The sequence below is a fragment of the Haloarchaeobius sp. FL176 genome (assembly GCF_024609245.1).
Taxonomy (GTDB): domain Archaea; phylum Halobacteriota; class Halobacteria; order Halobacteriales; family Natrialbaceae; genus Haloarchaeobius.
Map to the genome: position 1 here is coordinate 105,116 of NZ_JANJYH010000004.1, position 12,133 is coordinate 117,248.

Annotated in this window: 7 protein-coding genes; all 7 read right to left on the reverse strand. The window is 66.6% G+C overall.

The window, feature by feature from the left end:
- Positions 1 to 6: 6 nt before the first annotated feature.
- Positions 7 to 2,463, reverse strand: coding sequence for a DEAD/DEAH box helicase (locus NO978_RS09070; protein WP_257299273.1), 2,457 nt, complete (start codon positions 2,461 to 2,463; stop codon positions 7 to 9).
- A gap of 315 nt (positions 2,464 to 2,778) precedes the next feature.
- Positions 2,779 to 3,396: a dolichol kinase gene (locus tag NO978_RS09075; RefSeq protein WP_257299274.1), complete on the reverse strand. Its 618-nt coding sequence runs from the start codon at positions 3,394 to 3,396 to the stop codon at positions 2,779 to 2,781.
- Position 3,397: 1 nt separating this feature from the next.
- Complete coding sequence (gene glyS, locus NO978_RS09080; RefSeq protein WP_257299275.1) at positions 3,398 to 5,128, reverse strand: glycine--tRNA ligase; 1,731 nt, start codon at positions 5,126 to 5,128, stop codon at positions 3,398 to 3,400.
- Positions 5,121 to 5,975, reverse strand: a complete 855-nt coding sequence (locus NO978_RS09085) for a CBS domain-containing protein (RefSeq protein ID WP_257299276.1) — start codon at positions 5,973 to 5,975, stop codon at positions 5,121 to 5,123. The genes glyS and NO978_RS09085 overlap by 8 nt, the downstream gene beginning before the upstream one ends.
- Positions 5,976 to 6,078: 103 nt before the next feature.
- On the reverse strand, positions 6,079 to 11,169 hold the full coding sequence (locus NO978_RS09090) for an LAGLIDADG family homing endonuclease (protein WP_257299277.1): 5,091 nt from the start codon (positions 11,167 to 11,169) through the stop codon (positions 6,079 to 6,081).
- The gene (locus NO978_RS09095) at positions 11,169 to 11,588 is read right to left on the reverse strand and encodes a PPC domain-containing DNA-binding protein (protein ID WP_257299278.1); all 420 of its coding nucleotides are present in this window, start codon (positions 11,586 to 11,588) and stop codon (positions 11,169 to 11,171) included. Before NO978_RS09095 ends, NO978_RS09090 begins: the two co-directional genes overlap by 1 nt.
- 98 nt (positions 11,589 to 11,686) lie before the next feature.
- On the reverse strand, positions 11,687 to 11,857 hold the full coding sequence (locus NO978_RS09100) for a hypothetical protein (protein ID WP_175526334.1): 171 nt from the start codon (positions 11,855 to 11,857) through the stop codon (positions 11,687 to 11,689).
- Between the last annotated feature and the right edge of the window lie 276 nt (positions 11,858 to 12,133).

Below are 12,133 nucleotides of genomic sequence, written 5' to 3' on the forward strand. Positions count from 1 at the left end.
CCGCCTCTACCGGTCGGGCTCGTACTGGCTCCCGACGACCTCGCGGATCCGTTCTGCGGTGACGGAACCGACGCCGTCGACCTCGAGCAGCTCGTCCTCGGTGGCCGACAGGGCATCCTCGACGGTGCCGAAGTGCGCGAGCAGCGACCGGGCCGTCACCGGCCCGATGTCCGCGATGGCTCCGACGACGTACTCCTGTTGCTCGGTGAGCGTCTTCTTCGCCTTCTCGCCGTGGACCGACACCTCGCGGTCGTTCTTCGTCTGCTCGCGCCCGGCGATGACCGCGAGCAGGTCGCGGGTGTCGGCCTCGCTCTCGGTGCGGAGGACGCTGACGCCGAAGTCGACCGCGAGCGACGCGAGCGCGCCACGGACCGCGTTCGGGTGGATGTCACGCGTGCCGACGAGGCTGTCCGTTCCCTCGATGACGAGCACGGGCCGGGCGTAGTGCCCGGAGAGGTCCCTGAGCTGCTCGAACAGCGAGCGGTCGCTCCCGGTCAAGGTGTCGAGGAAGTCGGAGACGGACTTGCGCTCGACGGCGACGCGGTCCGAGAGCACGTAGTCACCCACCTCCAGGGTCTCCAGCCGGGTTGTCACGTCGTCACGCGTCGAGAGGTCGCGGGGAATCGACGAGTCCATCTCACGCTGGTCGATGACGACCTCCGCGAGGTCGTCGTCGGGGTCGGTCTCGGCTGTGGCGACGACGCCGTCGCTAGCGTCGACCTCGGTTGCTGACTCGCTGCCAGCATCCTCGCTCCCGTCGGTCGCTGTCTCGGACTCGTCGGTAGCGCCCCCGGACTCGTCGCCGCCGTCCTCGCTCTCGCCCCCGAACTCCTGCAGCCCGGGCTGCATCGCTGCCGCCGCCTCGCCCTCGTCGAACTCGCCGAGGCTGGTCTGGCCGTCGTCGAGGTCCGCGGCCACCTCGTCGGCGACCCCCTTCAGCTCGCGGAGCTCGGACTCCATCTGCTTCTCCTTGCGACGGGAGATCCAGAAGTACGCCTCGTCGCGGGTGTCCTCGGCCATGAGGACGACGACGCGGCCCTCGGTCTGCCGCCCGGTCCGGCCCTTGCGCTGGATGGACCGGATGGCCGTCGGCACCGGCTCGTAGAACAGCACGAGGTCGACCTCGGGAACGTCCAGCCCCTCCTCGGCGACGCTGGTGGAGACGAGCACCTCGAACTCGCCGTCCTTGAACGCCGAGAGCGCCGCCTGTTGCTCCTTCTGGGTCATTCCGTCGGAGCCCTCCTTGTCGCCCTGGCCGACGAACCGGCGCGTCTCGAAGTGGTTCGAGAGGAAGTCGGTGAGCGCCTCGGCGGTGTCACGCGACTCGGTGAAGACGATGACGCGCTCGCCGTCCTTGATGCCGAGCGTCTCCGCGAGCAGGATGCGCGCCTTCCGGTACTTCGGGTGGATGTCGTCGAACGAGTGAGCGCGGCGGATAGCCTCCTCGACCTTCGGCTCCGAGATCATCCGCTGGCTGGCCTTCGACGCACCCGACGACCGGGCGGCGTTCTGCTGGCGCTCGAAGTACCGGCAGGTCGCCTCGACCGACTGCGTCTCCACGTACGTGACGGCGGTCCGGAGCTTGCGGATCTCCGCGAGGAAGCTCATCCCCTCGTAGCCCGCCGACTGGTCGTTGTCCATCATCTGCCGGAGCTGGGCCTGTATCTCGTGTATCTCGCGCTCGGAGAGGTCCGGCGAGGTCTTTCTGGTGACCCCGAGCTCCTTGAGCTTGCCCAGCCGGTCCGAGATGACGTCGTTGAGCGCGTCGCGTATCTCGATGACCTCGTCGGGGAGCTGTATCTTCTCCCACTCGACCTCGGTGTCGTGGGTGTACTCGTCGACGTCGGCGTCCTCCTCGGTCATCACCTCGACCTCGCGGATGCCGAGGTTCTCACAGACCGCCTGTATCTCCTCGGCGTCACCACCGGGCGAGGCGCTCATCCCGGTGACGAGCGGGTCCGCGGCGTCGCCGTGGTAGCGTTCGGCGATGAAGTTGTAGGCGTAGTCGCCGGTCGCGCGGTGGCACTCGTCGAACGTGATATGGGTCACGTCCCGCAGCGAGATTCGCCCGCCGACGAGGTCGTTCTCGACGACCTGCGGCGTCGCGATGACTATCGTCGCGTCCTCCCAGAGCGCCGCGCGGTCGTCGGGGCTCACGTCGCCGGTGAACACCACGATCTCGTCGTCCGGAATCGTCAGCGCCTCGCGGTAGAACTCGGCGTGCTGCTGGACGAGGGGCTTCGTCGGCGCGAGCAGCAGCGACTTCCCGCCGACCTCATCGAGCCGACGGGCGGTCACCAGCAGGCTGACCGTCGTCTTCCCGAGGCCGGTCGGGAGACAGACGAGGGTGTGGTCCTCGGTCGCGGTACCGGCCAGTCTGAGCTGGTAGAGCCGTCGTTCGAGGAATCCGGGCGTGAGCAGCGAGTGCTCGATGGACTCCCCGTCGCTGTCCGTCGTCGCCATCTACCGCGGGTTTGGGCGTCGTCCGGGTTAAGGGTTCGCCGACCGTGGTGGAAGTGAAACGACGGGGGCGGTGATGGGACGGGACGATGCGCTGGCCCGTCAGTCGATGAGCTCGCCGACGAGTTCCACCAGCAGTTCCTCGTCGCCGACGATGGCGACGACGACGGCGAGCACGAGCAGGACGACGGCGGCCGCGATGACGAGTTCGAGTGTGGTCATGGTCCACCAGGACGATGTCCGTGCCTCGCCCGTGTAGTTTAGACCTACGTGGCTAGGACACCGCGGGAACCGGGACCGGCGCCGCCGTCGGCCGCGTCACACGAACCCAGTGACGACCGCGTCGACTGGCTCGCCGGTCGCGACGAGCACGGCCGCCGCCGTCGCCGACGCGAGGATGGGGATGGTGAGGTTGTCGTCGATGACGTACGTCGCGACGACCGGTTTGACGCCGTCGGCCAACGTCGCGGCCACCGCCGCCGCCACCGCCGCGGCGATAGGCAGGAACGGGACGGCGAACGTCAGCGAGACGGCGAACATCGTCCCGAGCACGCGCAGCGGCTTGACCCGCCGGAGCTCCCCGGAGCCGAGCAGTCCGCTGATCGGGTCGCCGATGGTCAGCATGTACATCGCGGGGACGGCCACCTCGGGGACGAACAGGAGGCCGGCGAACGTCCCGCCGAACATGTAGAGCGCGTAGCCCGCGAGGTTCTCCTGTTCGTACTCCCGGGTGAGCTTCTCGAAGATGGCCCAGTCGAGCCCGACGAACAGCCGGATGACCTCCAGGGTCAGTGCACTGACGGTCGCCAGAACGAGCACGTACCGGACCACCTGCCAGGGAAGCTCCGGGACGGCGTCGAGCTGGCCGACGACCCACGCAGTCGGCAGTATCGCCCCGCTCGCGTGGACCAGCCGTCTGGCGACCTCGTCGTCCATCTCAGTAGTCGTCGAACGTCGCGTCGCCGGTTCGGAGCGCGGTCAGCGTCTCGACGAGGTCGTCGAGGTCGACCCGGGTCTGGGCCGTGGAGTCGCGCTCGCGGATGGTCGCCGTGCCCTGCGGGTCGCCGTCGAGGGTGACACAGAACGGGGTGCCGACCTCGTCCTGCCGACGGTAGCGCCGGCCGATGGAGCCGGAGTCGTCGTAGGTGACTGACAGGCCCGCGTCACGAAGCTCCTGGGCGACCTCGCGTGCGCGCTCGGGCAGGTCATCTTGATCGGTGAGCGGGAAGACGCCGACGAACGTCGGGGCGACCTCGGGTTCGAGCGAGAGGTAGTTGCGGTGCTCGCCCTCGACCTCGTCCTCGCTGAAGGCGTGGTGGACGACCGTGTAGAGCGCGCGGTCGATGCCGAACGACGGCTCGACGACGTGGGGCGTGATGTGCTCGCCCGATTCGGTCACCTCGTCGACGCTGAAGTTCACGTGCTCGGTCGGTATCTCGTAGGCGTCGCCGTCGACCTCGACGGACACCACGTCGCCGTCGAACGCCGTGCGGTCGCGTTCGGCGAGCGTCTGGAGCGCCTCGGCGATGCCGGCGGCCGCACCGCCGAACTCCGGGCCGAGGTAGCTCATGTCCGGGTCGACGGTCGCGCGTTCGACCGTCTGCGGCTCGTCGTACTGCTTGAACAGCGTGAAGTCGTCGTCGGAGTGCTCGGCGTGCTTCGAGAGGTCGTAGTCGCTGCGGTACGCGAAGCCCGCAAGTTCGATCCAGTCGCCGTCGACCTCCGCCTCGGCGTCCCAGCAGTCCGCGGCGTAGTGCGCCAGCTCGCCGGGGAGGTGCTGGCGGAGCCGGAACCGCTCCATGTCGACGCCGACGCGGTCGTACCACTCCTTCGCGACGCCGAGGTAGTACGCCACCCACTCGTCGCCGATGACGCCCTCGTCGACCGCCTCGCCGATGGTCCACTCGGCCGCCTCCGCGTCGGGGTCCGCCTGCATCTCCGCGGAGTACAGCGGCGCGGTCACGTCGCGCACCGCGTCGAGGTCCGGCTCGTCCTCCTCGGGGTCGACGAACAGCTCGAGCTCGGCCTGCGTGAACTCCCGGACCCGGAGCAGCGACTTCCGCGGAGAGATCTCGTTGCGGTACGCGCGACCGATCTGCGTCACACCGAAGGGCAGCTGGTTGCGGGCGTACTCCTTCAGCTGCGGGAACTCCACGAAGATGCCCTGTGCCGTCTCCGGGCGCAGGTAGCCCGGCTGGGAGGAGCCGGGGCCGATGTTCGTCCCGAACATCAGGTTGAACGCCGTCACCGTCTGGCCGACGAGCCCGGCACCACAGGACGGGCAGACCAGCTCGTACTCCGCGATGAGCTCCTCGACCTCGGGGATCGGGTAGCTCTCGGCCTCCTCGATGTCGGTGTTGTCCTCGATGATGTGGTCGGCACGGTGGCTCTCGCCGCACTCCGGGCACTCGACGAGCATGTCGTCGAAGCCGTCGAGGTGACCCGACGCCTCGAACACCGGCTCGGGGGCGATGGTCGGCGCGTCGACCTCCAGATTGCCCTCCTGAATGGTGAACCGGTCGCGCCAGGCGTCCTCGATGTTGCGCTTGAGCGCCGCGCCCTGCGGCCCAAACGTGTAGAAGCCCGAGACACCGCCGTACGCGCCGCTGGCCTGGAAGAAGTAGCCCCGTCGCTTCGCGAGCTCGACGACGTCCGCCGACTCAGTCATACAGCGCCTCCAGCAAGTCGATGTCCCGGACGATGCCGACGAGCGGCTCGCCGGACACCATCGGGACCTGCTCGATGTCGTGCCGGATCATCAGCTGGGCGGCCTCGATGATCGTCTTCTTCGCGGACACCGTGACGATGTCCTCGGTCATGAACTCGGAGACGGGCGTCGCGGGAATCTCGACGTTCCGGGTCGGCAGGTAGCGGCCACCGACGGCCTTGATGCCCTCCCATGCCCAGTCGTCGTCCTGCCCGGCGATGGAGTCGCCGGTGTCGTCCTCGCCCTCGACGATGCGGGCGACCTCGACGATGTCGACCTCGGTGATCATGCCCGCGAGGTCGGTCTCGTCGTCGAGCACGACCGCGTACGGAACGTTCGCGTAGTAGAGCTGTCGCTCGACGACCGGCAGCGGCGTGCCGGTGTAGGTGGTGTTCACGTCGCGGGTCGCCACGTCGCCGACGACCGCGTCCGTCTCGACGTTCTCGCGGGCGATGGCGTGGATGACGTCGGTGATGGTGACGATACCCTCCAGCTCACCGTCGACCACCGGAACCCGGCGCGCACCCGCCTCCACCATGAGGCGCGCGACCTCGGTGAGGTCCGTCTCCTGGGTCGTCGTCGGCACCTCCTCGTCCATCAGCAGCGCCAGCTGGTCCTCGTCGGGGCGCTCGATGAGCAGATCGCGCGAGACGAGACCGCGGTACGCCTCGACGCCGTCCGTCTCTTTCACGACCGGGACAGATGAGAAACCGTACTCCTGGAGATACTCGAGCACGTCGTCGCGGGTGCCCGGCAGCTCGACGGTGACCAACTCTGAGCGGGGCGTCATCGCGTCGGCAACTATCATACCGGCGGGATACGTGCAAAAGCCGCTTAAAGGCCCTGTTTCTTCGTTGGGCCGTCACACGCGGCACCGACACCCACGGTGGCTGCCAACATGCCCCTCTGCCTTACATGAAGTCCGCGATGCCCGTCTGGCGGTTCGTGTCGTCCTCGAACACCGACGAGAGCGCCTTCTCCAGCTTCTCCAGCCGCTGGACGGTGTACGGCCGGCAGCCGAACTCCTCGGCCACCATCAGCGCCGTCTGCATGTACTTGTTGACCGACCCCTGGTGGACCGTGAGGTTCACCCGGCCACCACACTCCCGGCAGTCGCCGGTCAGCGGCATCCGTCGATACTTCTCCCCGCAGTCCAGACACCGCGTCTCCTGCCGCGAGAACGCCCGCAGGTTCCCGATGAGGTCCGGCAGGAAGTGGTACTCGATGATTCGCTCGGCCACGTCCGTCTCGTCGACCGCCCGGAGCTTCCGCGAGAGGTGTAGCTGGGCGTCCATCTTGTCCTGCATCGAGCCCAGCGTCTTGTACGCCGACAGCGCCGGCCCCATGTGGATGTCCGTGGTGTCGTGCGTGTGTGCGAAGTCGGTGTACTCCCGCTCCGTGCCGAGCGTCTCCTCGGCTATCTTCATGATGTCCTCGACCGCCTCCGGGTCCGCCATCTCCCGGGTCGCCTCGTAGAACTCGGTCGGGTACTCCCACATGATGTCCATGTTGTGCGCCTCGTCGTCGATCTCGGAGGGGTCGATGCGGCTGGACATGACGAGCGGCGCGTCCATCTTCCCGCCCCGCTGGTCCGGCAGGAACGCCTTCGAGAAGTTGAGCAGGCCGTCGAGCAGGAGCATGACGCAGTCCTCGTCGCCGTCGCACTGGCCACTGAACAGGTCGTTCGTGACCAACGTGTGCGTTTCTTCGACAGTGAGGCAGTACGTGTGGTCGATCTCAGATTCCACGTACTGAACATCGGTGACCTCGTCGAGCAGCACATCGCCACCGTCACCGAATAGCCGCTGCGAGCGAATCTCGGTCGACTCGATCACTTCGTTCAGCGTCTCCTCCTTTCGGTCGAGGTGGAAGCCGATCCGCTCCGAGAATCGGACTGCGTTCTCCGATGTAATCTTCAGAACGTTGGTTTCGAACTCCGGTGAGCCGTCGTAAAACTCCGCAACCACACCGGTGTCTATCGTCCGAGATTCAGTGTAACGGGTCGCCGAGATGCCGAACCGCTTGAGAGCAGCTAGGAGATCCTCAGCGAGCGAGTTACTGATAGTGTGGGCCCTGATGTCGACGCGGTCCGAAGACGTAGAGCCATCCCCACTGAAGTAACCCCTGAGGAAGCCACGGACGACCGGTTTCGGTGACGAGATTACGCAGTCGGGGATGGACTTCGTTTCCGCCCGAGTACCAGCTTCGAATACCTCCTCGAAAACGGTTGCTATGATGCGGTTCGAGACCGTGACTTTCCATTCGTTCTCCTCGAAAGCTTCGACGCCAAAAGACTGCTCGAAAGTCTCGATAATCTGGTCGCGAACCTTGGCGTCCGGCGTACAGATAGTCGTCTGATAGTATGATCCGGCTTCCTTTCTGGAGAACCCCTCAGCCGCGTAGTACCCGAGAAGCAGTCCGAGGTCTTCTGAGACGTGTATATGCCGGTCGACGCTGGTGGAGTCGCGGCGAACGCCAAGTCTAACATCGTCCGGAACCTGCTCAGCCAGATTCTCCGTCCCGAGTAACTCTGCCAGAACCGAGACGGGTATACTGTTCCGTGAGACCCAATTGTAGACGGTCGATTGACTGACACCCAACGTTTCTGCGGTGGATTTGCAGTAGCCGGGGCCAGTCGTTGCATCGTCCAGCAGTTGTTTCAGGTTCTCCTCTCCGATGTCACGGATAACTAAGTCCTCGTTCGGAAGCAAGTCGACCGTGAACAGTTCTTCAAGCAGGTCAAACTCCTGCTCTCGACCGTCGAAACCGATTTCCTCAGGTAACGGGAGCTGGTCGCCTTCGGAGACTGAACTCGCAGCAACAGACTCAATGCCGTCATTCCAGCGTTGCATCGTATGGTCGGGCGTCACCTCGATTTCCCGTCCACTCCTAGTCGTGATTTGAACCATGTGCTCCACCGCTCGATGCTTCGAGATGGAATCGACAGGTCTCCGAACGTTCGCACCGTCTGCGTCGATACTCGGCACGAACACGTTCCCATCGAGTTCCTGCACGAGCGTCCCGAAGTCGTCCTCCTCGGCGGACTCGGGCTCCAAACGCTCCTCGACGAACGACCGAATCTCGTCGTAGTGCGTCTCGCCGTCCTCGTCCTCGAACCAGATCTTCGTCTCCGGGTGGAAGCAGTTCCGGCGCTTCGCCGCATGAAAGTACGGATGTGCGTACCCGACTGCCGCGCTCGTGAACCCGACGACGCGCCCGACCGTCGCGGCGGAGGTGTGGGGAGCCATCCCGAAGACGAGCTCGCCGACGAGCTCCTCGCGCTCGTCCATCTCGTAGAACGGTTCGAGGCCGTAGTAGGACTCGAGGAGGTCGTCGACGAAGTCGGCGGTCTTGAGCATGTGCTCGGCCGCGCCGTCGGAGAGCACGATATCCTGTACCTTCAGCTCGACGAGCTGGTCGTCGTGACGGAGCTCGTCGCCGTGGACGTCGGTCTCGTAGCCCAGCGCGCGGAGCTGGTCGGCGGTGACGTCCAGCTCGGTGGCGCGGACGGCGGTGACCGGGAGGTCGGTCATGTCGTAGCGGACGGTGCCGTCCTTGAACGCGGTGACGCCGTGTTTCGCGCGGAGGACGCCCTTGGCCATTGGCTCGGGCGTCTTATTCGTCGAGGAGAGCCCCTTGACGCCCTTGAGAATCTCGAAGGAGTTCTCGCGTTCGCCGACCTCGTCCATGGCGTCCCAGTACTGCGACTTGAGGTCGATCTCGTGGAACTCGACGCTGGTGCCGTCGACCTCGCAGCGGTCGCAGTACACACGGCCGGCGTCGTCGGGTTCGAGCTCCTGCTCGCAGTCGGGGCAGAAGTAGTACGGCTCGGTGCGCTCGCCGCAGTCCGGACAGCGCGTCTCGAATGTCTGCTCGCCGCAGCCGGTGCACTCGCGGGTGCCGACCTGGGCCTCGATGCGGCCGGGGGTCGAGCGCATGTCGGGAGCGTGTTTCGCCCCTTCGGCGACCGAGCGCTGGCTACCGCCGGCCTCGCCGACGGGGAACAGGGTGTGGACGGCGGGCGAGAGGTCCCGGGACTCGGATTTCTCGGGGCGGCCCATCCGGTTGCCGATCCGGGTAGGGGCACGCTCGCGGACGGTGAACGGGGCGACCTCGTTGACGGCCTCGATGGCGTTGGTGCCGGGCGGTCGGTCGTCGTCGTGGTCGGTCGGCTCGGCGTCCTGTCCGGCGTCGACCGTGTCGTCGCTTGTTCCCCAGGTCAGCGCCCGGTCGGAGAGGTCGGAGAGCGTCCAGGTGCGGTGCAGCTCCTCGTCGATGCCGAGGCTCCGCAGGAAGGGGACGTAGTCGCGGACGAGGAGTTCGTCGTCGTTCTGGTGGTGCGGTTTCAGCAGCGTCTCGACCGTCTCCCGGACCTCGCCACGCCGGGGGACGTGCAGGGTGCCGTCCTCGATGTAGCCGTCGGCGACGGCGTCGGCGAGCTCGTCGAAGGCAGCGACGGAGATGTCGTGCCAGACGTAGGTGTACACCGGGTGGAGCGGCGCGTCGTACTCGGCCGTCCACTCGAGCGCCTGCTCGGCGCTGGGGTCGTCGAGGTTGACGTGCGGGGAGTCGCGGAGGGCCTGAACGTCCGCGCCGGCGTCGGCGAGCTCGCCGCGCCACCACTCGACGGTGTAGGAGGCTGGGGCGAGGGGGTGGTTGTTCTCGACGAACTCGCCGTAGTTGACCAGGTACTCGCCGAGGTCGAGGATGCGCTCGACGCCGTTGCGTATCTCGAGTGCCTCCTCGGGGTCGTCGACTTGGCGCACGTCGCCGTTTGCCAGCCGGACTGTCGGCCCCTCGATGGAGTCGACGGGGACGACGCCGGCGGCCTTGCCGGGTCGTTCGGTCTTGATCTGGGTTCCCGTCGCGAGGAAGTCGTCGACGAGGTGCATCGTCGCAGGGTGGACGCCGGCGGTCGCGAAGCCGTGGTTGCGCGCCCGGCCGTAGCGCAGCCGGAAGCCGCCCGACTCGCAAGGGTGGCTGAAGACGGGCCGGCCGGCGATGAGGTCACGCAGGAACTTCTGGCTCTTCTCGACGCGGGGCGGGCCGGTCGGGCCGTCGTCCGTCTCGCTCTCACCGCCACCGTCGTCGCCGGCGTCGGCCTCAGCGTCGTCCCCGTCGTCGCCTTCGGCCTCGTCGCCCGCGTCGCCGCTCTCGTCGTCGTAGTACGTGCCGTCGATGAGGTCCTGGAGCCACGGCCAGTCGACCTCGTCCAGGTTCTTCGTGTAGCGCTGGATCTTCGGGGCCTTCAGCGCGATACCCTCCGCGAGGACGAGGCACATCCCGCCACGGGCGGAGTTGGTGTCGACGCGTTCGAGGTCGCGGAAGCCGGAGACCTCCTCGTCGCCGGTCGCCTCCCCGTCGAGCATGATGGGCATGTGCTCGGCGATGAACTTCGTCTCCTTGTCCTTCGGCGAGTACTGGAGCCCGGTCTCCTTGTCGTACAGCGCGACCTCCTCGGCGTACCGCTCTATCTCGTCGCCGCGGGCCTTGAACTGGTCGATGTCGAGCAGGGCGCGGGCGTAATCGGCGACCAGTACCGAGAGCGCCTGTGCGGTGCCACCCGCGGAGCGGATGGGCCCCGCGTAGTAGACGTTGATGAACTCGGTGCCGTCGTCGTTCTCCAGCAGTTCGACACGGTCGATACCCTCGATGGGGGCCGCGACGACGCCCTCGGTGAGCAGGGCGACGGCGGTCCGGACGGCGCCCTCGACTTTCCCCTCGCGGGACTCGTAGTCGCCGACGCTCCCTTCGACGAAGTCCTCGACGAGTTCGAGCGCGGCCTCCTCGCGGGACATCTCGCCCTCGAGTTCGCGCACTCGCTCGGCGACGCCGTCGATGCCGAGGATGTTCTCGACGCGGTCGGCCATGTCGCGGGCGGTCGGAATCTCCACCTCGGGCTCGGGGTCCCCGCCGGTCGCCTTCGCACGCTGTGCGAGGTCGAACGCCTCGTCGAGACGCGATTCGATCCGTTCGAAGTAGCGCTCGTCTGCCTCCCGCATTATAGCCAGAGGTCCAGATCGGTGGTCTCGTCGTGCTCGCGGACGAGTGGGTCCTCGAACGCACGGACGTACAGCTCGCCGGCCCAGACGGTCGCGGCGTTCAGATGCCCGGCGAGCGCGCCGCCGCTCGGTCGCGAGAGCACGGCGTGGGTGTGTGCGAACGGCTCGCCGTCGAGGTCGGCGACGTTCCCGACACAGGCCGCGACTTCCAGGGGCTCGTCGAACGTCACCGCGTCGTACTCGCAGGTCTCCTGGTCGTAGAACCAGACTTCGGCGTCCTGGACCGCGCCGAGCCCGGTAAACCAGGCGGCCTCGATTCCCTCGTCCGCAGCCAGCGTCTCGAGCTGCGCGCGCCAGTCGCCGCCGGTGTCCAGCCGGCACAGGAACTCCCGCTCGGTGGCGACCTCCCGGTAGTGCATATCCCCGTGAAGGGGGGTCGACGGCAAAAAGGTAGTGTCATCGACGTGGCCGGAGCCACGGCTGGTCGGTGCTGCGTCGCGAGAAAGTCAGGTCGACGTTATCGCCAGGCCGGGAGGTCGGGTGCGTCTTCCGCCTGCATGGAGAGCCAGGCTCCATCCTCTGTGATGTCTGCGATGACGTACTCCTGAGCGGAGCCTTCACCATCGACAGACGCTACGACATCGCGCTCGTCGGGGAACTCCGACGAACCTGGCTCGGATGCTGCCATATGAGTCTCTCTCTCATGCCCACTGATAAACGCGTCGAATCAGTACTCTGGTTTACTCGTCTCGCACGCGAAGGGCTCGTCGTAGGTAACCCTCGTCCCCCGATACGGTCGGACGGTGTTCGACGAGCTCCGCGCTGAGAAGGCGTACTTTAATGCACCCGTACCAGCAACATTGCCGTGCTGGCAGTTGACATGCTCGTGTAGAAAAACCGTGTGACGAAGCGAATCTCACTTAAACGTTAGGGTATGTAAAACGGCCACAGACCTAAACGGTAA

What these genes read in the sequence shown, in the direction of transcription:
- NO978_RS09090 (WP_257299277.1), bottom strand. Translation starts at nt 11,169, where the DNA reads ATGCGGGAGGCAGACGAGCGCTACTTCGAACGGATCGAATCGCGTCTC.
- NO978_RS09100 (WP_175526334.1), bottom strand. Translation starts at nt 11,857, where the DNA reads ATGGCAGCATCCGAGCCAGGTTCGTCGGAGTTCCCCGACGAGCGCGAT.
- NO978_RS09070 (WP_257299273.1), bottom strand. Translation starts at nt 2,463, where the DNA reads ATGGCGACGACGGACAGCGACGGGGAGTCCATCGAGCACTCGCTGCTC.
- NO978_RS09095 (WP_257299278.1), bottom strand. Translation starts at nt 11,588, where the DNA reads ATGCACTACCGGGAGGTCGCCACCGAGCGGGAGTTCCTGTGCCGGCTG.
- glyS (WP_257299275.1), bottom strand. Translation starts at nt 5,128, where the DNA reads ATGACTGAGTCGGCGGACGTCGTCGAGCTCGCGAAGCGACGGGGCTAC.
- NO978_RS09085 (WP_257299276.1), bottom strand. Translation starts at nt 5,975, where the DNA reads ATGATAGTTGCCGACGCGATGACGCCCCGCTCAGAGTTGGTCACCGTC.
- NO978_RS09075 (WP_257299274.1), bottom strand. Translation starts at nt 3,396, where the DNA reads ATGGACGACGAGGTCGCCAGACGGCTGGTCCACGCGAGCGGGGCGATA.